Source organism: Burkholderia sp. 10_S31 (genome assembly GCF_056930375.1).
In genome coordinates this window covers 2,379,010-2,404,428 of the sequence record NZ_JBXOWK010000003.1, presented here as the reverse complement: position 1 = coordinate 2,404,428, position 25,419 = coordinate 2,379,010, and the positions used below count along the sequence as shown (strand labels likewise).

Sequence of the window (25,419 nt, the reverse complement as noted above, 5' to 3'; positions counted from 1 at the left end):
TCGTAGAGAGTTATAGTGCTCCGTAATGAATTGAAGGTCTTCGAATAGCAAGGCAATGAAGAAACGGGGGAAGTCATGGAACCAGTGCAGGGGCAAGTCGCGTCTGCGGCGAGTGAAGATCAATCCATTTTCCAGAGTAACTTGCCGCTCTCCGAAAAACTGGAGCGAGCGCGGGTCGAGTTACTCGATTTGTCTGCACGTAACCGCCTGCTCAATGTGCCACGGGGCGCGCGAGGAGGGCGCTTCATCGAAGTCATCGATGAGAAGGTTGGCGAGATATTTCGGTTGCTGGTCCGAGAGGGGAAAACTTTCACTTTTTTGGCGGGGCGTGCCGCAGATACCAAGAATCTTGAATCTGTCGCGGCTAACGAGCTTGTCGCAGAGGGAGCGTCGAAACAACTACTTGTCGAACCCGATGAAATCGAGGAACTAGCCCAGCCAGAAGATGACAGTACGGACGAGCGAGGTGTTTTGCGACGACACGCCGATACACGCCTGCAAACCCGTTTGACCAGCAAGGGTCTCCAGAAGCGTCTCCTGGAACTTTATCTGGATGCACGCACGTTGGAGGAAGAGCAGGGTGTCAACGTACTCTTCTTGGCGATGGGGGCACTGAAGTGGGTCGATCCCAATAATGCAGAGAACATTCGTTACGCGCCGCTTCTGCTGGTCCCCGTTCAGCTTGATCGGGGTAATGCTGGTGAACGTTTCAACCTAAAGGCAAGGCAGGAGGACTTTGCGTCAAACCTTTCGCTCGAAGCTTATCTCGATCGAGTGCATGCGCTCCGTATGCCAGCTTTTGATGCGAGTGACATGTTCGATCCGCTTGACTACATGGAGCTGGTTCGGCAGAGCGTCGAGACAAAGGAAGGGTGGGAGGTATTCCCCGATCAGATGTCCGTGGGATTTTTCTCCTTCGCGAAATTCTTGATGTATCGGGATCTGGATCCAGCTGTTTGGCCGAAGGGTGCCGCGATAGGTGACCACCCTCTGGTCCGCTCGCTGCTGGCGGAGGGTTTTTCCGGCGGCGAGGACCTCGCACATGAGGATGCCAACATCGATGCGTTGGTCCCTCCGTCTGAAATGCTCCATATTTTGGATTGCGATAGCTCGCAGGCGCTGGCGATTCACGAAGTGCGGCGAGGCAAGAATCTAGTCATTCAAGGTCCACCCGGTACAGGTAAGAGCCAGACCATTGCCAACATCATCGCTGCAGCCGTCAAGGACGAGAAGAGCGTGCTTTTTGTGGCCGAAAAGATGGCCGCGTTGGATGTGGTAAAACGCCGCCTCGACGACAAAGGCGTCGGCGATGCTTGCTTGGAATTGCACAGTAACAAAGCGAACAAGCGCGCGGTATTGGATGAGCTGCGGCGCACGTGGGAATTGGGAGCACCCAAGGTTGCGGACCCAGGAAGTCTGTTCACGCGTTTGACCGAGGCGCGCGATAACCTCAACGCCCACGCACAGAAGCTGCACACCATCGATTCGAAATCGGAGCTATCTCCGTTTCAGGTAATTGGGCATTTGGTTCGCTTACGTGAGCAAGGTGAACGGCCTAATGACATTCAACTGGAAAGTCCGGAGCAGTGGGGTAAGGACGGTTTCGCTGCTCGCCAGGATTTGCTGGCAGATTTGGCGAGCCGTGTCATGGAGATTGGGCGGCCGGCCGATCATGCTTGGGTAGGTGTGGGATTGGCGGCGATCTCACCAATGGACGCGGAGCGTTTGGTCGCGCGTGTGCAGCGGCTACTCGAACAGGTCTTGGTGGAGCAGCCGAAGTTCGACGCTGCCGCGGGGCTCCTGGAACTCGAACCGCCGCTTCGTTTGTCCGACGTTCCGCCGATGGTGGAGCTGTTCCAGCGCGTTGCGGCGGCACCCAAGCTATCCGCGTCTGCCTTGGGACACGACGGTTGGAATACCCCAGATCCCATCTTGCATTTGCTCGAACTAGGTCAACGGTATGCGGTACAACGAGAGGCTTTGACCGGCCGAGTTGTCGAGGACGCATGGGACACAAACCTCGATGATACTCTCGGTGCCTTTACGGAACTTCCTGAGACTTTCGGTGCGGAGCAGTTCCAACGCCTTGCCCGGGTATCCGAAGAGTTGCCACGATTGCTGACCGAGGCGGCGGCGCTCGCTCGTCAACTAGGGCGAGAGCCGGGGTCCACGTTTGGAGACTTCCAGACGCTGGCCCGTATCGGTGAGCGAGTGGCGTCCGCGCCACCTGCCAGCCCGGAAACATTCGCGTCGGATCTGTGGGATGGCGGGATCGAGCGTGCCGGAGAGGTCGCTCAAGCCGTTGCCGACTTTGAGGTCGCCAAGGCTGCCATTGGAACTCAACTGACCGAGGCGGCATGGTCCCTCAGCTTGGCGCCTGCACGCGCGACATTGGCATCGCATGGCACGAGCATTTTTCGCTTTTTGAGCGGTGAATGGCGTGCGGCCAATCGATTGATCGGGTCCGTTCTTGCGACACCTAATCAGCCGCTTCTCGTCGTATTGGAACTATTGGATACGCTGGCTAAGGGGCAGGACGCGAAGAAGATTATCGAAACAGAAGACGCTTTGGGACGTAGCGCGTTTGGCGATGATTGGCGTGGGGCGAGATCGCAGTCGGCGCCGCTTTTGGCATTGGTCGAGTGGATGCGGTCCTTGAAAGGACTGGGCGCCGAGCCGCGATTGATCGCCGCACGCAGCCCGGAAAAGGCTGAGGTGGCGGCGCGATCCAAGCAACTCTGGTCTGTCTGTCAGCAGATAGAGCGTGGATTAAAAGAAGTATGGGAGGATCTTCTGGCGGCCCGGGATCAGGTATTTGGCGAAGTAGCAGCGGTGGAGCGTGCCGATTTACGTTCGCTGTTGCAGCTCGCGGTGCGATATACACGTGCGTATTCGGCAGCTGGCACACTAGTTCCTGATGGAGTCTCCAACGTTGGTGAAACCCGTGTCGTCTTGGAGGCTCTGGCTGCCGGACAACGCGATCGCCAAGCTGTGCGCGACGGCTTAATGCGAGGGCAGGCGGCTTTTGATGGTGAATGGCAAGGGGAGCAGTCTAACTGGGCGGCGCTGAAGTCTGCCGCGGACTGGATTGGACAGAACCTAGACATCCGGGCTTTAGCTGGTCGGATCGGCGAGCGAGAGCATCTAGCGTTTCGTGCCGACGCGTTGTCAGCATCACAGGCGATCATCCGGATCGGTTTTAAGGCTTTGGCTGACGAACTGCAATTGGATTTGGAGGCCTCCATTGGCGGCACGATCCTGGATGCAAGACTCGATGTACTGGTCTGGCGGCTGCAACGTTGGAGCGAAGAGCATGAGCAGCTCTTCCGCTGGGTGAACTACCGGGATCGCTCGGCGCGGGCTCGGGCTCAAGGGTGCAGCGATTTGGTGGCGCGCCTGGATGATGGCCGACTTGCACCGGACGCGCTGGCTCGTGCGTTCGAGATGGCCTATTTCGAGGCCACTTATGCGCGCATGGTTCACCTCGAGCCCGATCTTGCTCGATTTGATGGGGCTACCCATGGGCGCATTGTGCAGGAGTTTGTCACCCTGGACAGGCAGCGAATAGTTACCGCGAGCGCTGAAGTAGTGCGAGCGCATTACCAGAACGTTCCACCTCGGGATGGCGGTGCTCTGGGTCCGCTCGGCGTACTCCGGGGCGAGATTCAAAAAAAGAAAGGTCATATATCGCTGCGCAAGCTCGTGGAGAGGGCCGGTCCAGCACTACGGGCGCTCAAGCCTGTATTCATGATGAGTCCGCTGTCTGTAGCGCAGTTTCTTGTGCCGGGCTCGATGGAGTTCGATTTGCTGGTGATGGATGAGGCCAGCCAGATTCAGCCTGTTGACGCCTTGGGTGCGATCGCGCGTTCAAGACAGGTCGTTGTAGTTGGTGATCCAAAGCAGCTCCCGCCTACCGCCTTCTTTGCCAAGATGACCTCGAGCAACGAAGACGAGGATGACGAAGGAGCGACTGCGGTTGCCGATATCGAGAGCATCCTTGGTTTGTTCACGGCTCGTGGTCTACCTACTAGGATGTTGCGTTGGCACTATCGCAGCCGCCATCAGTCATTGATTGCGGTCAGCAATCGTCAGTTCTATGAGAACAAGCTTTATATCGTGCCGAGTCCATATACGGCGCAGGGTGGGAGGGGGCTGCGGTTTCATCATATACACGAAGGTTTGTTCGACGCGGGCAACAAGCGTAATAACTTGATTGAAGCGAAGGCAGTGGCACAGGCGATCGTTGCCCATGCGCGCACATATCCGAAGCTCTCCCTGGGCGTGGCAGCTTTCTCCGCCGCTCAGCGGCGCGCGATCATTGATGAACTTGAACTTCTGCGCCGCGGGTTGTCGCCGGAGGTTGAGGATTTCTTTAAGGCGCATCGTTCGGAACCGTTCTTCGTCAAAAACCTGGAAAACGTCCAGGGTGATGAGCGTGACGTCATCTTTATCTCTGTCGGCTATGGTCGATCTTTGCCTAACGGTCGAGTACCGATGCGTTTTGGTCCGTTGGGTACAGCGGGCGGTGAGCGGCGGTTGAATGTTTTGATTAGTCGCGCCAAGCAGCGATGCGACGTGTTTGCGTCCATGACGGATGAGGATATTGACCCGGCCTATGCAGCGGAGCGGGCGGGGGTCAACGCGTTTCGTATATTCCTCCAATATGCCCGCACGGGGCGCTTGCCGATGGCGGAGGTTACGGGGCGCGACCATGACAGCATTTTCGAAGCGCAGGTGGCCAATGCGCTCCGAACGAGGGGGTATGAAGTTCAGGCGCAAGTGGGCCTGGCTGGTTTCTTCATTGATCTGGCTGTCGTCGACGCTGAGCGACCGGGACGATTCTTGTTGGGTATCGAATGTGATGGTGCTGCTTACCACAGGGCACGCTCAGCTCGAGATCGAGATCGACTGCGACAATCAATCTTGGAGGAGCATGGTTGGACCATCCATCGGATTTGGAGTACGGATTGGTTTCAGCGCCCGACGGAGCAATTAGACGTGTTGATTCGTCGTATTGAGGCTCTCAAGGTTGATTTCGACGAACTGCAGGAAGACGTCGCGCTAACGGAGCAGTTGGATGCTGAGGCACCCTATGTGGAGCGGGAGGCGGTGACCGACGCAGAGGATGCCGCTGGTTTTGCGCCATATGAAGAAGTGACGTTGGTGCGCCCGAGCCATCTCGTCGAAGAACTGCATGAGGCGCCGCAGGGAGCGCTGACGGAATTGGTGGTCCAAGCTGTCCAAGTCGAGGGGCCGGTTCATCGGGACCACATCGTCACTCGGATGCGGGAGGCGTGGGGATTGAAGCGAACCGGCGGCCGAATTGAAGACGTGGTCGGCCGATCCATTGACATTGCAACGAAGACGGGCCGTATCACGCGATCGGGGGAGTTTCTGTCTACGCCTAACAGTGTGCCCGTGCCTCGCGATCGTTCAGGGGTCAATGCCATCGCCCTCCGTCGAGCCGATATGCTGCCGCCAGCGGAGATCGAAGCTGCTGCTCTTCAACTGATTGAAAGGAGTTTTGGTGCGACGCGAGATCAGGTTATTCAGGCCGTGTCGCGTGGATTTGGTATCCGCAATACGAGCAGTCAGGTACGAGGCGTGCTTGAACAGGCGGTCGATGCTTTGATTTCTCGACAGCAATTGAAGGAGGTCGCGGGGGTACTGACCGCCACGGATGAATCGAGGAGATCAACGTAATAGCGAAAGAGACGAAATTTCTGCGTACTGGAGCAATCGCGGGGGAGTAGGTTTATTCCACCGCGGTTCGTCTACGGGAGACATATAGTTTCTGTTTAGTTCGTACGTCAAGGCCAGGGCGTCTGCGAACCCGTCGACGTCGAGCCGCTGAATGGCCATTTGTTAGTCTCGCGAACCTCACGCGTCGTTTCCCGGGTCAGAGGCGGTGGGGTGGCTTAGAAGCGACTTGAAAACGACATTCTTTGGTGCGAGGCCGAACCCGCCACGCCTGCGCAAGCTATCGCGGCGCATTGACGTCCATCATTCTGACGGGGCGAAAGGAAATCGCGAGGAAGGTGCTTGCTCTCGACGAGTGTGGTTTGAGCAAGGACAGCCCCGCCGACGATTGGCGGGCTCTTTGGCGGGGGGCAAACGAAAAACGGGCCGAGAGGCCCGTCTTTGCTAGTGTCTCTGGCGGAGAGAGGGGGATTCGAACCCCCGATAGGCGATTAACCTATACACGCTTTCCAGGCGTGCGACTTAAACCACTCATCCATCTCTCCGGAAGACCGAGAGTATAGCAAACTCTGGCGGCCGCCCGCCACTCCCTTCGACGATCCACCGAAATCGGTCAGGAACTCCTTACAGCGGCCGCAGCGGCGCGCCCGCCTCGCCTCGAATGCCGACCCCGCGAGCGGGGTAGCGGGGTTCCCCGGTCTGGCGTCGCGTGGCGCGCGGCCCGAGTCTGTTATCTTCCCGGGCATCTCATTGCTTTCCCGCCGATTCTCCATGACTGACCGCATCGTCGCCGCATTCGATTTCGACGGCACCATCACGACCACCGACAGCTTCCGCCATTTCGTCCGCTACGCGGTCGGCACGCCGCGCTTCGCGTGGGCCGGGCTGCGTGCGCTGCCGTGGATCGCCGCGATGAAGGCCGGGCTGCTGTCGCGCGGCGACGCGAAGGCGAAGTTCGCGTGGTTTGCGTTCGGGGCGATCCGCGAGGACGCGCTCGATGCAGTGGCGCTGCGGTTCGTCGACAGCTATCTGCCGAACCTCGTGCGTCCGGACATGCTGGAACGGGTGCGCGAGCATCGCGCGCGCGGACACGAAGTCGTGCTGGTCAGCGCGTCGCCGTCGCTGTATCTGGAGAAGTGGGCGAGGACGGCGGGCATCGACACGGTGCTCGCGACGCGCCTCGCATTCGAGCGCGGCACGTTCACCGGGCGGCTGAACGGCGAGAACTGCTGGGGCCCGCAGAAGGTCGTGCGCTTGCGCGGCTGGTGGGGCAATCAGGCGCCCGGGAAACTGTTCGCGTACGGTGACAGCCGCGGCGACAAGGAAATGGCCGAGCTCGCGAACTGGGCGTGGATTCGCGGGCAGGGGCCGATGCCGCCGATCGGCGACTGATGGATCGACAGCGCCGGCGCCGCTATTACGCGTCGGCCCGCTGCCCGCCGTGCGTGCTGCGAGCCGGACGATACGCGCCCCAGCGATTCGCCCGCTTGAACGTGCCGACGTCGTTGAACCGCACGCCGACCTCACGCAGTGCCGCATGCGCGGTGCGCGCGGTCAGCTGCCGGATGTAGAACGGATCGCGCACGACGAAGTGATGGATCGCGTGCGTGCTGCCGAAGTTGAAGCAGAACAGCTGGAACGGCAGCATCCACCACGGGTTGAGTACCTGGGTCTGCTGGATCACGTTGCGCGAGTCGATGTCGCCGAAGTAATGCATGTTCGAGCTGACGAAATTGATGCAGAAGCTGCGCACGAAGTTCGGCCCGAGCCACACGACCGCAAGGAAATCGACGACGTGCATCACGCGCTCGACGACGGCCGGCACGGTCACCGCATAGCCGAACGCATGCAGCGCGAACAGGCCGGCGTGATAGACGATGAATGCGTGCCACAGCGCGTAGTACGCGTGACCGATCGGCATGTAGGACGACACCTGCTCGACGCGCAATTGCACGCGTTCGGACGCATCCCGCACCGGCTGCGCGGCGACATACTGCTTGACCTTGCGGCGCATCGCATCCGGCCGCAGCACGACGGCGAGCATTCCGTCCGCGATCATCAGCATCCGCTTCACACCCCAGCGCTCGCCGTTGGTGATGCCGAATTCCTCGAGATCCGATTCGCCGCCCGACACCTTGTGGTGATGCAGGTGCATGCGCCGGCGTGTCCACGGGTTGATCGTGCCCGGCCGCGTGAGCCAGCACAGCGCCATCATCAGGTGATAGGCCCACGGCGTCTTCCTGAAGTACATCAGATGGATCAGGTCGTGCTCGAGTTCGTGGATCAGCGACGCGACGAACGCGGCGAGCGGCAGCGCGACGTACCATGCGATCGCGCCGCGCGCATACAGCCACGCGATCGCGAGCATCGCGCTCACCGACACGGCCATCACGGTCGCGCCGACGAGGTTCTGGTTGTCGAGCAGCGGAAAGCGCGCGCGGATCGAGTCGCTCGCGGCGTTGACCTCTCGACGGACATACGCGACCTTGTCGGCGTCGTGGCGAAAGACGGTTCGTGCGGGTTGGCTCATCGACCGGAATCCGTGCGGAAAGAGTGGGGTGCAATGCCGATGTGACAAGCATAGGCGTGCCCCGTTGCGCACGCGAGGGCCGCCGGTGCCAATGATGGTGTCATTTCGGGCCGCGATGGCTGGTGCACGAGCGCCCGATGCAGCCTCGTGCGGCTAGAGTGCCGCCGTGGTGTCATTGCGGGCCAGCGACGCTACAATCCGCCGAAACCGCTCCGGAGTCCTCCGCATGGCCCTGTCCGTTCCGGATGCCGCGCGCCAGCTGAACAAGGCGACGGTATCGTCCGCGTATGCACTGTTCATGCTGATGCTCGCCGAGGAGCGCGGCATCGATGGCGGCCGCATTCTCGCCGGCTCGGGCGTCGAGCGCGACCGGCTCGCCCAGCCCGATGCGCGCATCACGCCGCTGCAGCAGGCCGCGATCGTGTTCAACCTGCTCGATGCGACCAACGATCCGTCGATCGCAATCGAGATCGGCCTGCGCAGCAGTCTGACGAAATCCGGGCTGATCGGCTTCGGGCTGATGAGTTGCGCAACGCTCGGCGAGGCGATCGCGCTCGGCATCCGTTATTTGCCGACGCGCGTACCGTTCTTTTCGGTGAGGCTCGCGCAACTCGACGGGATCGTCGACATCGACGTGCTCGAGGCGTTTCCGCTCGGGCGGCTGCGCCAGTTCGCGGTGGAGAACTTCCTGGTCGAGACGGCGATCCTGTTCAACTCGCTGCTCGATCCCGCGCCAGGCCGCACGTTGCAATCGCGTGCGGAGCTGCATTTCGAATGGCCCGAGCCGCCGTGGTTCGAGCGCTATCGGGCGCGGCTGCCGCGCTGTCATTTCGACGCGCGTGCGAACCGTATCCGCTGCGACGCCGCGCTGCTCGACGAGCCGATCGGCACCGCGAACGCGCAGACGGCGCAGATGATCGTCCAGCAATGCGAGGCCGAGCTCGCGCGGCTCGGTTATGCGGAAAGCATCGTCGAGCGCGTGCGCAACCTGCTGATCTGCGGCGAGGCCGGCTATCCATCGGTCGACGCGGTCGCGCGCGAACTTCACGTATCGGCGCGTACGCTGAAACGCAAGCTCGCGGAATTCGGCGCGACCTATTCGGCGCTGCTCGACGAGATCCGGCTGCGCGATGCGCTCCGCTTGCTCGAGGGCACGCGCCTGCCGGTCGACGAGATCGCGGCGCGGGTCGGCTATACCGATCGCGCGAATTTCACGCGGGCGTTCAAGCGCTGGACCGGCGTCGCGCCGAGCGAGCGGCGCTGATTGCGCGCCGGGCGGCGCGGGCCGGTGCCGGCCGTGTGCCGCGACGTCAATCCATCGATCCAGCGGCCATGCGACCGATCAGATCAGACGATCGCAACCCAGTTCGCCCCGCGGCCGCCCGGCACGCGCGCGCGCAATGCCAGCGTGCCGTCGTGCTGCGCGATCGCGTAGACCGACACATGTTCCGACTGTTCGCCGCACGCGACGAGCCAGCGTCCCGACGGATCGATCGCGAAGCCGCGCGGTTGCGTTTCGGTGGCCGTCGCGTGCGCGGGTTCGAAGCAGCCGTGCGCATCGCGGCGATAGCAGAGCAACTGACTCGACGTGCGTTCGCCGACATACGCGAAGCGCTCGTCGGGCGTCAGGTGGAGATCGGCGGCCCACACGGCGGGCTCGGTCGGCGCGGGCGGGCGCGCATGGCCTTGCGCGAGATCGGCGATGGCCGGGTGGCGCGCGCTGATCTGTGCGTCGCCGAGGCGGCCGCTTTCGGCGTCGCGCGCGAAGGTCGCGAGCGTGGCCTGGAACTCGCTGACCGCGACGAGCGCACGGCCGTCGCGCGCGAAGCGCAGGTGGCGCGGCCCGAAGCCGCCCGGCACGCGCGTTTCGCCGTGTTCGAGCGCACGCAGGCCGCCGGCATCCTCGACGAGCGCGAACGTGAAGATCCGGTCGGAGCCGAGCGAGCTGACATACGCGAACCGGTTGTCCGGCGACACGACGACCGCGTGCGCGTTCGCGATGTCGTGCGCGACCTGCAGCGGCGCACCGTCGCCGTCGCGCATGCGGGCGGCGTCGTAGAGGCTCAGCGAATTGCCGCCGTACGACGCGCCGAGCAGCCAGCGGCCGCTGCGGTCGAGCGACAGGTACGCGTGGCTCGCGTCGATCGCGGTTGCACCGATGCGTGCAAGCGCGCCGGTACTCGTCGCGACGCGGAACGCGACGATCGTCGGCTGCTCGCCGCGCGTCGCGACGTACAGCCGCGCGCGATCGGGCTGCACGGCGATGGGCATCGCGACGTCGCCGGCCGGGTAGCGGGTGAGCGGCGCGAGCGCGCCGTCGGGCGCGAGCGAGAACGTGGCGAGGTCGCCGTCGGCGGCATTCGAGACGACGACGGTCAGGCGGTCAGTGTTCGGCATGGCGGAGCATCGCGGTGTTCGTGAAGGACTCGTCGGCCGGCAGGCCGCGCGGCGGATCGCTGCGCCGGTGCGTGCGAGCGAACAGCGCGGCGACCGCGGCGACGAGGGATGCGATCGCGAGCGCATACAGGCCGCCCGTGATCGAACCCGTATGTTGCTTCAGATAGCCGAATGCCGTCGGCGCGACGAAGCCGCCGAGGTTGCCGATCGAGTTGATCAGCGCGATCACGGCCGCGGCCACGCGCGTGTCGAGATAGCCCTGCGGGATCGGCCAGAACAGCGACGACGCGGCCTTGAAGCCGAGCGCGGCGAAGCAGATCGACGCGAACGACCAGACGGGATCGTGCGAGGTCGACGCGAACAGCCCGCACGCGGCGAGCACGAGCGCGAACGACAGCCAGCGCTGCGGATGCTTCCACTTCGCGGACAGCACCGCGAAACCATACATCGCGCCGATCGCGATCATCCACGGAATCGTGTTGTAGAGGCCGACCTGGAAGTCGGTGAGGCCGCCCATCTTGCGGATGATCGTCGGCAGCCAGAAGGTGGCCGCGTAGATCGTCAGCTGGATCGCGAAATACAGGAAGCAGAACAGCATGATCTGCGGGTCGCGCAGCAGCGTGGCGGCCGATACCTGCACCTTCGAGCGCACATCGCGTGTCGCGCGCTCCGCGTCGAGCGCGTTCTGGAGTGCCGCGCGTTCGTCGGCGCTGAGCCACGTCGCGTCGCGAATATGTGATTTCAGCAGCAGCCAGCTTGCGCCGCACAGCGCGACCGAGAACATTCCTTCGATCAGGAACATCCATTGCCAGCCCTGCAGGCCGAAGCCGTGGATCGACAGCAGCGCGCCGGTGACGGGCCCGGACAGCACCGACGCGAACGCGGAACCGCCGAGGAAGATCGCCATCGCCTTGCCGCGTTCCTGCGGCGGCAGCCATTGCGACAGGTACAGCACGACGCCGGGGAAGAAGCCGGCCTCGGCCGCGCCGAGCAGGAAGCGCAACACATAGAACGACGTGTCGTTCCACACGAACGCCATCGCGGCCGCGACGATCCCCCACGTCGCCATGATCCGCGCGAGCCAGATGCGTGCGCCGTAGCGCTGCATCAGCAGGTTCGACGGCACTTCGAACAGCGCGTAGCCGACGAAGAACAGGCCGGCGCCGAGCCCGTACGCGGCCGCGCCGATGCCGATCGACGCTTCGAGGTGGCGATCGACGAAGCCGACGTTCACGCGGTCGATGTAGTTCGCGATGAACATGATCAGCACGAGCGGCAGCACGTGCCATTTCACTTTCGAGATGGCGGACGCGAGCGGGTCGCGGCCGGACAGGGCGGGCGAGGTCAAGGGAGTCTCCGGTCGGACGGCGAACGGGGCGGTGGCCCGCGTCGGCATCGGGGGGATTTAAGTAGTATGTCGTCGTATGACATGGTACGCCTGAGATGACGGCCTGACGTCGCGGGTTTACCCGAAATATGCCCAAATAGCGGGGAATATCATGAAGATAGTATCGGAGCCAATCACATCTGATGACGTATGACATCGGTTGGCAGTCCGCCGGCGCAGGGTGTTGCTCAGTGCTCTGAAGGGATTCGCCCCCAAGGCATTCGGCCGGCTTCCCGCGGCGAGCGCTACGCCATCGACACGACGCTGTTCAGCAGCGTCTTCACGAGTACGGCCTGCCGCGTCGCGCCCGTCTTCGCGAAGATGCCGCGCAGGTGCGCGCGGGCGGTGTTCTTCGTGATGCCGGTCGCGGCGGCCGCTTCGTCGAGCGTCAGGCCGTCGACGAGCAGCAGCGCGATCTCGGTTTCCATCGGCGTGAGCCGGAACAGCCGGTGCAGCATGTCGCGCGAGGTCTGCGGCGACGACGCCGGATCGCGCACGAACACCGCGACGGCCGGCCGGTGCTGGCGGTCCTCCGCGCCGCGATACGGCGCGAGCGGGCGCAGCAGCACGTTCAACGGCATCGCGCCGCCGGGGCGCGACAGCGTGGTGGCCTCGATGCGACCGAGCGCGCCCGCGCGGAAATGCTCGAGCGCGGCCTGCAGCGCCTTCTGCAGCCGGCGCTCGTCAAGCGGGCACGACGCATGAAGCCGTTCCTGGCGCAGGCACAGGCCGTCCTGCTGCTCGATCAGCCGCTCGGCGATGCGGTTGTGCTTGATCACTCGGCCGTCCTCGTCGAGGATCGCGGTGCCGACGTCGAGCCTGTCGACCGTGCCCGCGTACAGCGCGCGCTCGGCGTCGAGCACGTCGAGCGCCGCGTGCAGTTCGACCGCGCGCTGCAGGTGCGGCAGCAGCGTCGCGACCTGCGCGCGTTCGGCCGCGTCGAAATCGCGGCCGCGATGCGCGCGGCTCACGAAGAACGCGCACTCGACACCGCGCTCGCCGCGCAGGTTCGCGCCCAGGATGAAGCGCAGGTCGAGCGGCTGCAGGTACTGCCGGTAGAAATCGTGCGAGCACCACCGGGTGGCGCCGAACAGCCCGTCGGCCGTGAACACCTGGCCGGGCGGCTGGTCGAGAAACGGGCACAGTGCGTAGAACTGCTCGCTGTACGATGGCTCGCCGGGCAGCAGCGGGCCATGGGCCGATGCGTTGATGATGAGCCCGCGCCGCGAGCCGCCGGGGTTGCGCAGCACGAGCGTCGTGAAGCTCGCGTCGAGCCGCGCGCGCATCGCTTCCAGGAAGCCCGCCCACGGCGTCGTTTCGGACGGGCCCTGATAGATGAGCCCGAGCCACGCGCTGAGTTCGCGGGCCGTCCATGCCGCGTCGTCGAAACCGTCGTGTGCGGCCGTGTCATCGGGCGCCAGCGCGATCCGCATGCTCGTGTTCTCCTGGGTCGAGGTGAATGCTTCCGGCCCAGCATACCGACCGGCCAGCGGCCCGCGTCATCCGAACGGAGTAGACGACGCGGGCCGTGGCCGTGCGGCGGTGCTTGTGCTGCCTTATGTCGCCGATACCGCTGATACCGCGCGTTCGCGCAGCAGGTACGCGACGATGCGGTCCGCCGCGGCTTCCGGCGACTCCGTCACCGTATCGACGCGCAGTTCGGGCTGCGCGGGCGGCTCGTACGGCGAGTCGATGCCCGTGAAGTGCTTCAGCTCGCCCTTGCGCGCCTTCTTGTACAGGCCCTTCGGATCGCGCTCCTCGGCGACCGCGAGCGGCGTATCGACGAACACCTCGACGAACTCGTCTGGGCCGACCAGCGCGCGTGCCATCTCGCGTTCGGCGCGGAACGGCGAGATGAACGACACGAGCGCGATGAGCCCGGCATCGAGCATCAGCCGCGCGACTTCGGCCACGCGCCGGATGTTCTCCACGCGATCGGCCTCGGTGAAGCCGAGATCGCGGTTGAGTCCGTGCCGCACGTTGTCGCCGTCGAGCAGGTAGGTGTGCTTGCCGAGCGCATGCAGCCGCTGTTCGACGAGGTTCGCGATCGTCGACTTGCCCGCGCCCGACAGCCCGGTCAGCCACACGATGCGCGGCGTCTGCGCCTTCTGCACCGCGCGCGCGTCGCGGTCGACGTCGACGGCCTGCCAGTGCACGTTGTGCGCGCGGCGCAGCGCGAAGTGCAGCATCCCGGCGCCGACCGTGTCGTTGGTGAAGCGGTCGATCACGATGAAGCCGCCGGTGTGGCGGTTCCGGTCGTACGGATCGAACGCGACCGGCCGGTCGAAGCTCAGGTTGCACACGCCGATCTCGTTCAGTGCGAGCGTGCGCGCGGCGAGATGCTCGCGCGTGTTCACGTCGATCTTGTACTTCGGCGTCGCGCAGGTCGCGCCGACCGTCTGCGTGCCGAGCTTCACGAGATACGGCCGGCCCGGCAGCAGCGGTTCGTCGTGCATCCACACGAGCGTCGCCTCGAACTGGTCGGCCACTTCCGGCGGCGCGTCGGCACGCGCGATCATGTCGCCGCGGCTGATGTCGATTTCGTCGGCGAGCGTGAGCGTCACCGCTTCGCCGGCGCGCGCGACGTCGGCTTCGCCGGCCGGCGTGATCACCGACGCGACGCGGCTTTCCTTGCCGGCCGGCAGCACGCGCACGCGTTCGCCGACGCGGACTTCGCCCGACACGATGCTGCCGGCATAGCCGCGGAAGTTCAGGTGCGGACGGTTGACCCATTGCACTGGCAACCGGAACGGCTCGTCGCGCGTCACGCGCTCGACGAGCGGCAGCGTGTCGAGATGCTGCATCAACGTCGGGCCCGCGTACCACGGCATCCGCGCACCTGGCGCGATCACGTTGTCGCCGCGCAGCGCGGACATCGGAATGCTGACGATATCCGCGAGACCGAGCTCGGCCGCGAACGCGCGATACTCGGCGTCGATGCGCTCGAACACCGTGCGGTTGTAGTCGACCAGGTCCATCTTGTTGATCGCGAGCACGACGCGCTTGATGCCGATCAGCGCGACGAGGTGGCTGTGGCGGCGCGTTTGCGTGAGTACGCCCTTGCGCGCGTCGATCAGGATCACTGCCAGATCGGCGGTCGACGCGCCGGTGATCATGTTGCGCGTGTACTGTTCGTGGCCGGGCGTATCGGCGACGATGAACTTGCGCCGCTCGGTCGCGAAGAAGCGGTATGCGACGTCGATCGTGATCCCTTGTTCGCGCTCGGCCGACAGGCCGTCGACGAGCAGCGCGAAATCGAGCTCGCCGCCTTGCGTGCCGACCTTCTTCGAATCGGCCTCGAGCTGGGTGAGCTGATCGTCGAACAGCATGTTCGATTCGTAGAGCAGGCGGCCGATCAGCGTGCTCTTGCCGTCGTCGACGCTGCCGCAGGTGATGAAACGCAGCAGGTCCTTCATCTGCGCATCGTCGGCGTGCATGTCGGGCGTCGCGTGCGTGCGCGTGTCGGGCGCGGTGAGAACGTGTGCCATCAGAAATATCCCTCCTGTTTCTTCTTTTCCATCGAACCGGCCGAATCGCTGTCGATCAGCCGTCCCTGGCGCTCGGACGTGCGCGTGTCGCGCATCTCCTGCAGGATGTCGTCGAGCGATGTCGCGTCACTGTCGATCGCGCCCGTCAGCGGATAGCAGCCGAGCGTGCGAAAGCGCACCTTGCGCATCTGCGGCACTTCGCCTTCGCGCAGCGGCAGGCGTTCGTCGTCGACCATGATCAGTGCGCCGTCGCGCTCGACCACCGGCCGTTCCTTCGCGTAGTAGAGCGGCACGATCGGAATATCGTGCAGCCGGATGTACTGCCAGATGTCGAGTTCGGTCCAGTTGGAAATCGGGAACACGCGCAGGCTTTCGCCCTTGCGCTTGCGCGCGTTGTACAGCGACCAGAGTTCGGGACGCTGGCGCTTCGGATCCCAGCGATGCTGCTCCGAGCGCAGCGATACGATGCGCTCCTTCGCGCGCGATTTCTCCTCGTCGCGGCGTGCACCGCCGAACGCGGCGTCGAAGCCGTAGTGGTCGAGCGCCTGCTTGAGCCCTTGGGTCTTCCACACGTCGGTGTGCACGGCCGAGCCATGCGTGAACGGATTGATGTCGTTCGACACGCCATCCGGGTTCACGTGCACGCGCAGGTCGAGGCCGAGGCGCTCGGCCGTCTCGTCGCGAAACGCGATCATCTCGCGGAACTTCCACGTCGTATCGACGTGCAGCAGCGGAAAGGGCGGCCTGGCCGGGTAGAACGCCTTCATCGCCAGATGCAGCATGACCGAGCTGTCCTTGCCGATCGAATAGAGCATCACCGGGTTTTCGCTTTCCGCGACCACCTCGCGCATGATGTGGATGCTTTCGGCCTCCAGTCGCTCCAAGTGGGTCAACATCGTTCGTCTCCTTGTTTCATGCCGGCGCCGCGCGACATGTGCGGCGTTTCGTGCATGACGCCAAGGTATCGAGCGAGGGTGGTGCCGCTCTTCGTCCGGGTGGACTAGAAGGGCCTGTTCCGGCCAGCCCCACAAGTCATTTTTTCGATCAGGGGAACGTGCGTTGCCGGCCGCATTGGGGCGTCGCGCGTCGCTGGTTTGGCTCGGCCAAACGGCACTCCGCGCTCCTTGCACTGCGTCCGGCAACGCACGTTCTCAAGTCCGTCATTGGCCGGAACAGGCGCTGCCCCGGCGCGGCCGTGCAGCGGATCTTTCCTTAGTCCACCCGGACGAAGTGGCGCGCGCGGCGCTCGCTTAAGGTGAGCGCTCGACCATCGGCGGAGACGACACATGACGGACGACACACGTGCCACGCAATTGCTTTCGGGCCAGACCTGGGCCGATTTCTGCGACACCCTGAAACGCAGCGGACAGCAGATCCTGCGCGCCGAGGCGCCGGACGATCCGCTTACGCGTGCGGAAGGTTTCCGCTATCTGAGCCGGCTGATGCGCATCGCGCTCGAAATGCACGTCGAGTTCGCGGACGGCGCGTGGCCCGGCTTCTTCTCGCCGTCGCACGAGACCGCGAAGATCGGTGCCGACAATCCCGACAACCTGTACCAGTACGCGCGCCTCGACGGCCGCTGCGAATATCGCGTGACGGGGCAGCGCGGCACGGTCGCATACCTGAGCTTCGGCACGCAGAAGGGCGGCTACGAGACGGACGGCAAGATGCTGCAGACAGGCTTTCTCGATGCGAAGCAGCTCGAGATCGCACCGGACGGCAGCTTCGAGATCGTGCTGAGCGAGACGCCGCGCGCGGGCAACTGGGTTCGCATGGAGCCGGGCACGAACGCGCTGCTGGTGCGCCAGACTTTCCTCGACCGGCGCGCGGAGACGCCGGCGCAACTGAAGATCGCGCGCATCGGTGCCGACGATCGCCCGGCACCGCTCGATGCGCTCGCGCTGCAGGGCGGCCTCGCGCGCGCCGCGCAGTTCGTCGAGCAGACGTCGAAGCTGTTCGCCGACTGGGCCGCGAGCTACGGGGCGCACGTGAACGCGCTGCCGCCCGCGGACCAGGCGCTGTGCCAGGCGGTCGGTGGCGATCCGAACATCTACTACTACCACTCGCGCTGGTCGCTGGCCGACGACGAGGCGCTTGTGATCGACGTCGACACGGTGCCCGACTGCGATTTCTGGAACGTGCAGCTCAACAACTACTGGATGGAGTCGCTCGACTACCGGCACTTCGACATCTGCGTGAACAAGCACGGCGCGCGGCGGAATGCCGACGGCGGCGTGACGGTGGTGGTCGCCGCGTCGCGGCCGGGCGACGCGAACTGGCTCGATACGGCCGGGCATCGTACCGGCACGATCTGCTGGCGCTGGGTCGGCGCCGCGCAGCCGGTGCATCCGCGCACGCGCGTCGTCAAGCTCGCCACGCTGAAGGAGGCCGCATGAACGCGCCGCTCGACCCGATCCGCCCGCAGTTCGACGCCGACGGGCTGATCGCCGAGGCCGTGTCGCGCACCAGCGGGCTCACCGCGTTCGGCGACGGGCCGTATCGCGACGCGCTCGACGTGATGTGCGCATCGCTGGTCGACGATGCGAACCTGTCCGCGCGCGGCGTGGAGATGATGCGCGAGAAGCTCGTCGGCCAGCTCGTGAACCGGCTCGTCGTCGAGTACTACTGCCGTCGCCATCCGGAGATCGCCGACATCGAGATCGACGATCCGCTCGTGATCGTCGGGCTGCCGCGCACCGGCACGACACTGCTGCAGCGGCTGCTCGCCGTCGATCCGCGCTTTCATTCGGCCGCGTGGTGGGAGACGCGCTATCCGGCGCCGCTCGCCGGCGAGACGCTCGACGCGCCGACCGTGCGCATCGCGCGCGCGCAGGCCGAGGTGGCGACGATGATCGACTGTATTCCGCAGATCCTGACAATTCATCCGCTCGATGCGATGCTTGCCGACGAAGAGTTCATGCTGATGGAGCATTCGTTCGTGTGCGCGATGGATTCGTACGCGAACGTGCCGACCTATACTGCATGGCTCGCGAAGCAGGACCTGACGCCGGTCTATGTGTACCTGAAGCGGATGCTGCAGTTCCTGCAATGGCAGAAGGTGCAGCGCGGCGTAGCGCCGGCCGAGCGCTGGCTGCTGAAGACGCCGCAGCACCTGCATGCGCTCGACGTGCTGTGCCGCGTGTTCCCGCGCGCGCAGGTGGTGCTCACGCACCGCGACCCGGCGCAGACGATTCCGTCGATGGCGAGCATGGCGCACACGCTGTGGCAGATGTATGCGGACGACCCGGATCCGCGCACGGTCGGCGCGCAGTGGAACGCGGGGATGGCGCGCGCGATCGGCGCGGCGATGGCGGCGCGCGACGCGCTGCCGGCCGAGCGGTTTCTCGACGTGCGTTTCGAGGACACCGTATCGAATCCGCTCGGCGTCGCGCAAGCCGTGTACCGCTTTGCCGGCATGCCGCTCGATGCACGGCAGCGCGCGGCGATGACGGACTGGATGGCGCGCAATGGCCGCGACAAGCGCGCCGCGCACGACTATTCGATCGCGCGCTTCGGCTTCACCGATGCGCAACTGGCGCGCGACTTCGCCGCGTATCGCGCGCGGCACCTGCAGGCGGCCGGCTGACGGCGCACGCGTGGGACCAACGACAACCAGGAGACAAACCATGTTGCTGAAGGACAAGATCGTCGTGATTTCCGGGATCGGGCCGGGGCTCGGTGTGAAGCTTGCCGTCGAGGCGGCGCGCGAGGGTGCGTGCGGCGTCGTCGTCGCGGCACGCACGATGGAGAAGCTCGACGATGCGGAGGCACGGATCCGCGAACTCGGTGTGGCGTGCGACGTGCTGAAGGTGCGCACCGACATCGCCGAGCGCGCGCAGTGCCGCCGGCTCGCGACGCAGGCGGTCGAGCGCTTCGGCCGGATCGACGCGCTCGTGAACAGCGCATTCGTGCACGGCACGTTTCCGGAGGCGGTCGAGGAAGCCGATCTCGACGGCTGGCGCGCGGTGTTCGACACCAATGTGTTCGGCACGATGACGCTCACGCAGGAAATCGTGCCGCACATGAAGCGGCACAAGCGCGGCGCGATCGTGATGATCAACACGCAGGCAACCCGCAAGCCGTTTGCAGGGGAATCGGGCTACGCTGTATCGAAGGGCGCGCTCGCGGTTGCGGCAAAATACCTGGCGCGCGAGCTCGGCGTGCACGGAATCCGCGCGAACAGCATCCACATGGGGTGGATGTGGGGCGTGCCGACGCAGACGTATTTCCGGCAGGCGGCAGCCGAGTACGGGATGACGGAGGAGGAGATCGTCGCGCCGATCGCATCGAACATCGCGCTCGCGAAGCTGCCGACCGACGACGATTGCGCACGCGCGGCACTGTTTCTCGCGTCGGATTATGCGAATGCGGTGACCGGCGCGACGCTGGATGCGAACGGCGGAGATTTCATGCCCTGAGGATGGAGCAACGAATCATGCAGGCAAACCAACAGGGACGGCATTTTTTCGCGTTCAACGGCGATGCGGACGGCCTGTGCGCGCTGCAGCAGCTGCGGCTCGCGGAAGGCGAATGCGGCACGCTCGTGACCGGCGTGAAGCGCGACATCAAGCTGCTCGAGCGGATCGATGCGCGCTCCGGCGAGCGCGTGACCGTGCTCGACGTGTCGCACGACCAGAACCGCGACGCATGCGCGCGGCTGTTGCGCGACGGCGCGGCGGTTCGCTACTTCGATCATCACTTCGCCGGCGAGCTGCCCGGCGCTCCGCGTTTCGATGCGTATATCGACACGGGCGCCGACGTTTGCACGAGCGCGCTGGTGAACCGCTATCTCGGCGGCCGCCATGTGCGCTGGGCGATCGTCGCGGCGTTCGGCGACGAGCTGCCGGCGCTCGGCGCCGCGCTCGCGCGCGAACAGGGGATCGGCGAAGTCGAACGCTGCACGCTGGCCGAACTCGGGCTCTACCTGAACTACAACGCATACGGCGACTGCGTCGGCGACCTGCATTTCGATCCGGCGGTGCTGGCCGATGCGATGCTGCCGTGCGTCGATCCGCTCGACTTCGTGCGCGGCACGCCGGTGTTCGCCGCGCTGCGCGACGGCTATCGCGACGACATGGCGCGGGCATGCGCGCTTGCGCCGCTGCGCGACGTGCCGGGCGCGACGCTGATCAGGATGCCGGATCATCCGTGGGCGCGACGCGCGACGGGGATGCTCGCGAACGAGCGGATGCGCAATGCGCCGCATGCGGCGCTCGCGGTGCTGTCGCCGCGTGCGCAGGGCGGGCTCGTGGTCAGCGTGCGCGTGCCCGACGGCCGGCCGCTCGGCGCCGACGAGTTCTGCCGCGGCTTCCCGACCGGCGGCGGGCGCAAGCGCGCGGGCGGCATCAACCATCTGCCGGAAGCCGAGTTCGACACGTTCGTCGAGCGTTTCGAAGCGGCGTTTCGTCTCGACTGACCCGAGGGCCAGCGCCACGCGCACCGTGCAGCGATGCCGCGGCGCGCGCGGCGCACCGCTTCAGCCGGTCGCGTTCGCGAGCACGGCCGGCACGTTGTGGTCGTAGCAGCGTTCCTCGACGCGCTCCGCGATGCGCCAGCCCTGCGCGGTACGCACGAACCGGTCGACGTACCACAGGCCGAGGAACATCATCTGCGTGCCGCCGTCCGGCAGCACGACTTCCATCGGATTGAAGCAGATCGTGCGGCCGCGCGCGGTGTCGCCGTCGAGCGTGATCGACAGGTTGCCGACCATGTGCTGGTACTGCGGAAACTGCGGCAGCACGGTGCGCAGCCACGCCTTCACATCGGCATAAGTGCCGGCGATGCCGCCCATCGCGCGATAGTCGATCGCCGCGTCGCGCGTGAACACCGCATCGAGCGCGTCGAAGTCGCGCGCATCGATCGCGCTCGAATACGCGACGATCAGCTCGCGGATGTCATGATGGTCGGAGAGGGTCTGCAGATCGGGCATCGGCGGTGCTCCGTCATGCGCTTTCGCGGCGGCGTGCCGCATGTAGCGCTTCCGCGCGCTGCTTCACGTCGCGCGCGCATTGGTCAAACCCCTGTTTCACCCAGCCGCCGTGCTCGCGCATGATCGTTTCCGCGTTGATGCCAAGAAACTGGTCGGTCGTGAAGTAGCGGCAACGCTCGGCGCCGTCGGCTTCGACGTACTGGTCGCGGCGCGCGGCGTCCTGGTTGTCGTCGGTCGGGCGCTGTTCCCATGACAGCAGGCGCTCGGGCTCGCGCGCGACGAGGATTTCGTTGACGGGAATCACCATCTCCGTGCCCGGAATACGCACCTGCATGTGCACGAAGTCGCCGATCCGGCCGGTCGTTTCGAGGCCGACGCAGAACGTGTTCCATTCGCCGTAGCGCGGGAAGTCGGTCAGCACGTCCCAGACGACGGCAGCGGGGGCGTCGATTGCGACGGTGATCGAGGTGACGAGATTGGCTGGTTTGGTCATGGCGAGTATCGGGTGAGATTGAGGATGAGGACGGGCGCGCGGGCACGTCCGTCCGGGCGCGTGCCGCGGTGGACGGAACGGTCCCGCACGGTCGCAGCCGGGCGCTGCGGGTGCGACACGCGAGGCCGGTTAGCGGCCGGTGCATTCCGCACAGCGCGGCGCGGCGAACCCGACATCGAGCGTAGGCCGGCACATGCGGCGAAGAATCGTCGGAATGGACTAAGGCGTTTCACCGGTCCGGCACTCCGGCGGTGCTGCCGATGCACCGCGCACGAGCGGGCGGCGCATGCGATTCGAGCGATCGACATCCCGCGACCCGGCCGCGACAATACGGGTTACTGTTCAGTTTCCTGCCCCGAGGTGCCCGTGCCAGCCCAGTCGTCAGTTGCTCCCGCCGTCGTGTGGTTCCGCGACGATCTGCGCGTGACCGACCAGCCCGCGCTGACGCGCGCGGTCGCATCGGGCCGGCCGCTCGTATGCGTGTATGTCGACGACACGGGTGAGGGTGCGGGGCGCGCGCTCGGTGGTGCCGCGCGCTGGTGGCTGCACGGATCGCTCGTGGCACTCGACGCCGCGCTTGCGCGTCATGGCGGCCGCCTGCTGCTGTTGCGCGGTGACGCGCGGCGCGAGATCGACCGCATCGTGCACGACACGGGCGCGGCGGCCGTCTACTGGAACCGCCGCTATGCGCAGCCGCAGCGCGATGCCGATGCGGCGTTGAAGGCGTCGCTGAAGGCGCGTGGCCTCGAGGTCGACAGCAGCAACTGCAGCCTGCTGAACGAACCGTGGGAAGTGCTGACGGGCGCCGGCACGCCGTTCCAGGTGTTCACCGCGTACTGGCGCGCGGTGCGGCGCGATCGCACGGTGGCCGCGCCGCTGCCGGAGCCGGCTCGGATCGCGTTTCATCCGTGGCCGGCCGGTGTGCTCGAACGCGCGCTGGCGCTCGACGCGCTCGCGCTGCGCCCGCTCGCGCCGGACTGGGCGGGCGGTCTGCGCGATGCGTGGCCGGCACCCGACGAAGCCGGCGCGCACGCGCGGCTCGACGCGTTCCCGGTCGAGTCGCTGGCGGACTACGCCGACATGCGCGATCGACCCGACCAGCTCGCGACGAGCCGGCTGTCGGCGTTCCTGCGCTTCGGCAACGTGTCGCCGCGACAGGTGTGGCATGCGGTGCAGGGTGCCGCACAGGCGGGCGGGGCGGCCTGCGCGGCCGGCGCCGAGAAATACCTGAGCGAGCTCGGCTGGCGCGAATTCAGCCACGTGCTGCTGTATCACTTCCCGGCGCTCGCGACCGACAACTTCCGCGCGCAGTTCGACGCGATGCCGTGGCGCGACGATCCCGCCGCGCTGCGCGCGTGGCAGCGCGGGCTGACCGGCTATCCGCTCGTCGATGCGGGAATGCGCGAGCTGTGGGCGACCGGCTGGATGCACAACCGCGTGCGGATGGTCGTTGCGTCATTCCTCGTCAAGCATCTGCTGATCGACTGGCGGGCGGGCGAGCGCTGGTTCTACGACACGCTCGTCGATGCGGACGCCGCGAACAACCCGGCGAACTGGCAATGGGTGGCCGGCTGCGGTGCCGACGCCGCGCCGTATTTCCGCATCTTCAATCCGGTGACGCAGGGCCGGAAGTTCGACCCGCAGGGCGCGTACGTGCGCCGCTGGGTGCCGGAACTCGCGGGCCTCGACGCGGCCGCGATCCATGCACCCTGGGAAGCGTCGCCGGTGGAACTTGCGGCGGCCGGCGTGCGGCTCGACGTCGATTATCCGGCGCCGATCGTCGATCACGACGGCGCGCGCCGTCGTGCGCTCGATGCGCTGGCCACGCTGCCGAAGCGTCACTAGGCGTCGCTCGGCGCCGTCGGCCATTCGCGTGCGGCGCGGCTTGCCGCGTCAGTCGCAGAACGCCGCATGTTCGAGCAGCGCGAGCGCGATGCCCGAATCGAAGTAGGCCGCGCCGCACCACGCGACGAACGCGAGCACGCCGGCGGCCAGTGCGGCACGGATCACGCCCATGCGGCCTTGCCCGACGCCGGACGCGCGATGCGCGCGTCGTCGATCGGCAGGTGCAGCAGCGCGGCCAGCACGCCGAGCGCGATCGAGCCGATCCACAGCGGCTGGTACGAATGCGTCGCGTCGTATACGAGCGCACCGAGCCACACGCCGAAGAAGCTGCCGAGCTGGTGCCCGAAGAACACGAAGCCGAACAGCGTCGCGATGTAGCGCACGCCGAACACCTGCGAGATCACGCCGTTGGTCAGCGGCACGGTGCCGAGCCACGTGAAGCCCATCACGGCCGCGAACACGTAGACGCTCGCGGGCGACAACGGTGCCGCAACGAATGCGGCCATCGCCAGCGCGCGCACGAGATACAGCACGGACAGCACGCACTTGCGCCGCAGCAGGCCGCCGAGATGGCCGCACGCGTAGGTGCCGGCCACGTTGGTCAGCGCGATCAGCGCGAGCGCGACGCTGGCGTGGCGCGCCGGCAGGCCGTGATCGACCAGGTAGGCGGGCAGGTGGGTCGCGATGAACGCGAGCTGGAACCCGCATGCGAAGAACCCCGCGTTCAGCAGCCAGAAGCCACGGTGCGCAAACGCTTCGCGCACCGCCGCGCCGATCGACTGGTCGGGGCCGTCCGCACGGCTCGCGGCCTGCGCGGGCCGGTCGCGCACCAGCATGGCGAGCGGCGCGAGCAGCGCGGCGACGAGGGCGAGCGCGACGAATGCATGCTGCCAGCCGATGCCGCCGATCAGGACCTGCGCGACCGGCACCATGCAGAACTGGCCGAGCCCGCCGATCGCGCCCGCGACGCCGAGCGCCCAGCCGCGCCGGTCGGGCGGAAACAGGCGGCTCAGCGCGCCGTAGATCGACGCGAAGGCCGACCCCGACAACGCGATGCCGATCACGAGTCCCGCGCCGACCGTGAACACACCGGCCGACCCCGCCAGCGCCATCGTGACGAGACCGGCCGCATACAGCAGCATGCCGGCGACGATCACGCGCACCGACCCGAAGCGGTCGGCGATCATCCCGGTGAACGGCTGCGCGATGCCCCAGATCAGGTTCTGCAGCGCGAGCGCGAGGCCGAACGCTTCGCGCGACCAGCCGTGGTCGAGCGTGACGGGCGCGAGGAACAACCCCTGCACGTGGCGGATGCCGAGCGCGACGCCCATGATCAGGCCGCCTGTGAGCACCGGCAGCCAGCGGCGCCGGGCGTCTTGTTCGATCGGGGTCATGCGTGTCTCCGGATGAATGCGTGCGGCGCGACGGCCGCGTTCGATTCGATTAGACGATCCGGTGCCGGTGTCGCTCAAGCGATCATTCGGTCGGGTTCGCATGCGTGCGGGGAATGCGAGGCGATTCGGATGCGAGGCGGGGGAGGGGCGCGGTGCGGGCGGGCACGTGAAGCCTTGCGGCGCATGCAGCCGGCGTGGCACGCGACGATGCGACGGAACCCCGGCGCGTCAGTGCATCGCCCGTGGCGGGGCGATC

At 65.9% G+C, this 25,419-nt stretch carries 18 protein-coding genes and 1 tRNA gene; 8 read left to right on the top strand and 11 right to left on the bottom strand.

Translation table 11 applies throughout. The features are described 5' to 3' along the window. Window positions 1–75: 75 nt before the first annotated feature. On the top strand, window positions 76–5,703 hold the full coding sequence (locus AC1Z3W_RS31275; RefSeq protein WP_124835614.1) for a DUF3320 domain-containing protein: 5,628 nt from the start codon (window positions 76–78) through the stop codon (window positions 5,701–5,703). Window positions 5,704–6,154: 451 nt separating this feature from the next. On the opposite strand, the gene AC1Z3W_RS31270 is transcribed toward AC1Z3W_RS31275, so the two are convergent. Continuing rightward, window positions 6,155–6,245, bottom strand: a tRNA-Ser gene (locus AC1Z3W_RS31270). A 226-nt stretch (window positions 6,246–6,471) separates the two neighbouring features. Here AC1Z3W_RS31270 and AC1Z3W_RS31265 point away from each other — a divergent pair. Then, a complete protein-coding gene (locus AC1Z3W_RS31265; protein WP_057929136.1) occupies window positions 6,472–7,092 on the top strand; it encodes an HAD family hydrolase in 621 nt (206 codons plus the stop codon). Between the two features lie 25 nt (window positions 7,093–7,117). Here the strand turns inward: AC1Z3W_RS31265 and AC1Z3W_RS31260 are convergent, their stop codons facing one another. Continuing rightward, window positions 7,118–8,230, bottom strand: a complete 1,113-nt coding sequence (locus AC1Z3W_RS31260) for a fatty acid desaturase (protein ID WP_175827244.1) — start codon at window positions 8,228–8,230, stop codon at window positions 7,118–7,120. A 226-nt stretch (window positions 8,231–8,456) separates the two neighbouring features. On the opposite strand from AC1Z3W_RS31260, the gene AC1Z3W_RS31255 reads away from it, so the two are divergent. Beyond that, window positions 8,457–9,494 carry an AraC family transcriptional regulator gene (locus AC1Z3W_RS31255; protein ID WP_057929137.1) on the top strand — a complete coding sequence of 346 codons (1,038 nt, stop codon included), beginning with the start codon at window positions 8,457–8,459 and terminating at the stop codon, window positions 9,492–9,494. 83 nt (window positions 9,495–9,577) lie between these two features. Here AC1Z3W_RS31255 and AC1Z3W_RS31250 read toward each other — a convergent pair whose 3' ends face one another. The 5 genes from AC1Z3W_RS31250 to cysD all read right to left on the bottom strand — a co-directional run bounded on the left by AC1Z3W_RS31250 (window position 9,578) and on the right by cysD (window position 16,632). Continuing rightward, the gene (locus AC1Z3W_RS31250) at window positions 9,578–10,627 is read right to left on the bottom strand and encodes a lactonase family protein (protein ID WP_483509268.1); all 1,050 of its coding nucleotides are present in this window, start codon (window positions 10,625–10,627) and stop codon (window positions 9,578–9,580) included. After that, on the bottom strand, window positions 10,614–12,023 hold the full coding sequence (locus tag AC1Z3W_RS31245; protein WP_409364327.1) for an MFS transporter: 1,410 nt from the start codon (window positions 12,021–12,023) through the stop codon (window positions 10,614–10,616). The genes AC1Z3W_RS31250 and AC1Z3W_RS31245 overlap by 14 nt, the downstream gene beginning before the upstream one ends. Before the next feature lie 236 nt (window positions 12,024–12,259). Beyond that, a complete protein-coding gene (locus AC1Z3W_RS31240; protein ID WP_124835610.1) occupies window positions 12,260–13,447 on the bottom strand; it encodes a helix-turn-helix transcriptional regulator in 1,188 nt (395 codons plus the stop codon). Window positions 13,448–13,570: 123 nt separating this feature from the next. Beyond that, window positions 13,571–15,502, bottom strand: a complete 1,932-nt coding sequence (gene cysN, locus AC1Z3W_RS31235) for a sulfate adenylyltransferase subunit CysN (protein WP_124835609.1) — start codon at window positions 15,500–15,502, stop codon at window positions 13,571–13,573. Continuing rightward, window positions 15,502–16,632 carry a sulfate adenylyltransferase subunit CysD gene (gene cysD / locus AC1Z3W_RS31230; RefSeq protein WP_483509631.1) on the bottom strand — a complete coding sequence of 377 codons (1,131 nt, stop codon included), beginning with the start codon at window positions 16,630–16,632 and terminating at the stop codon, window positions 15,502–15,504. The genes cysN and cysD overlap by 1 nt, the downstream gene beginning before the upstream one ends. A gap of 156 nt (window positions 16,633–16,788) precedes the next feature. Between cysD and AC1Z3W_RS31225 the strand changes: the two genes are divergently transcribed. Genes AC1Z3W_RS31225 through AC1Z3W_RS31210 form a run of 4 tightly spaced genes read left to right on the top strand, consistent with a single transcriptional unit; the run spans window position 16,789 to window position 20,918 of the window. Beyond that, window positions 16,789–17,898: a DUF1214 domain-containing protein gene (locus tag AC1Z3W_RS31225; protein WP_057929143.1), complete on the top strand. Its 1,110-nt coding sequence runs from the start codon at window positions 16,789–16,791 to the stop codon at window positions 17,896–17,898. Further along, entirely contained in the window at window positions 17,895–19,088 is a 1,194-nt protein-coding gene (locus AC1Z3W_RS31220; RefSeq protein WP_483509267.1) for a sulfotransferase family protein, read from the top strand. Before AC1Z3W_RS31225 ends, AC1Z3W_RS31220 begins: the two co-directional genes overlap by 4 nt. A 40-nt stretch (window positions 19,089–19,128) precedes the next feature. After that, window positions 19,129–19,920, top strand: a complete 792-nt coding sequence (locus AC1Z3W_RS31215; protein WP_057929145.1) for an SDR family oxidoreductase — start codon at window positions 19,129–19,131, stop codon at window positions 19,918–19,920. Window positions 19,921–19,937: 17 nt separating this feature from the next. Then, window positions 19,938–20,918 carry an acetyltransferase gene (locus AC1Z3W_RS31210; protein WP_124835605.1) on the top strand — a complete coding sequence of 327 codons (981 nt, stop codon included), beginning with the start codon at window positions 19,938–19,940 and terminating at the stop codon, window positions 20,916–20,918. Between the two features lie 60 nt (window positions 20,919–20,978). Here the strand turns inward: AC1Z3W_RS31210 and AC1Z3W_RS31205 are convergent, their stop codons facing one another. Together AC1Z3W_RS31205 and AC1Z3W_RS31200 are read right to left on the bottom strand one after the other, a co-directional pair. Continuing rightward, window positions 20,979–21,431: a nuclear transport factor 2 family protein gene (locus AC1Z3W_RS31205; protein WP_124835604.1), complete on the bottom strand. Its 453-nt coding sequence runs from the start codon at window positions 21,429–21,431 to the stop codon at window positions 20,979–20,981. Window positions 21,432–21,444: 13 nt separating this feature from the next. Next, complete coding sequence (locus AC1Z3W_RS31200; RefSeq protein ID WP_175827247.1) at window positions 21,445–21,924, bottom strand: SRPBCC domain-containing protein; 480 nt, start codon at window positions 21,922–21,924, stop codon at window positions 21,445–21,447. 366 nt (window positions 21,925–22,290) lie between these two features. Between AC1Z3W_RS31200 and AC1Z3W_RS31195 the strand changes: the two genes are divergently transcribed. Then, entirely contained in the window at window positions 22,291–23,769 is a 1,479-nt protein-coding gene (locus tag AC1Z3W_RS31195) for a cryptochrome/photolyase family protein (protein WP_483509266.1), read from the top strand. A gap of 48 nt (window positions 23,770–23,817) precedes the next feature. On the opposite strand, the gene AC1Z3W_RS31190 is transcribed toward AC1Z3W_RS31195, so the two are convergent. Both AC1Z3W_RS31190 and AC1Z3W_RS31185 read right to left on the bottom strand, forming a co-directional pair. Beyond that, window positions 23,818–23,940, bottom strand: a complete 123-nt coding sequence (locus AC1Z3W_RS31190) for a hypothetical protein (protein ID WP_057929148.1) — start codon at window positions 23,938–23,940, stop codon at window positions 23,818–23,820. Beyond that, window positions 23,931–25,163 (bottom strand): MFS transporter, encoded by a 1,233-nt coding sequence (locus AC1Z3W_RS31185; RefSeq protein ID WP_483509265.1) that lies wholly within the window; start codon window positions 25,161–25,163, stop codon window positions 23,931–23,933. Before AC1Z3W_RS31185 ends, AC1Z3W_RS31190 begins: the two co-directional genes overlap by 10 nt. Window positions 25,164–25,419: the final 256 nt, after the last annotated feature.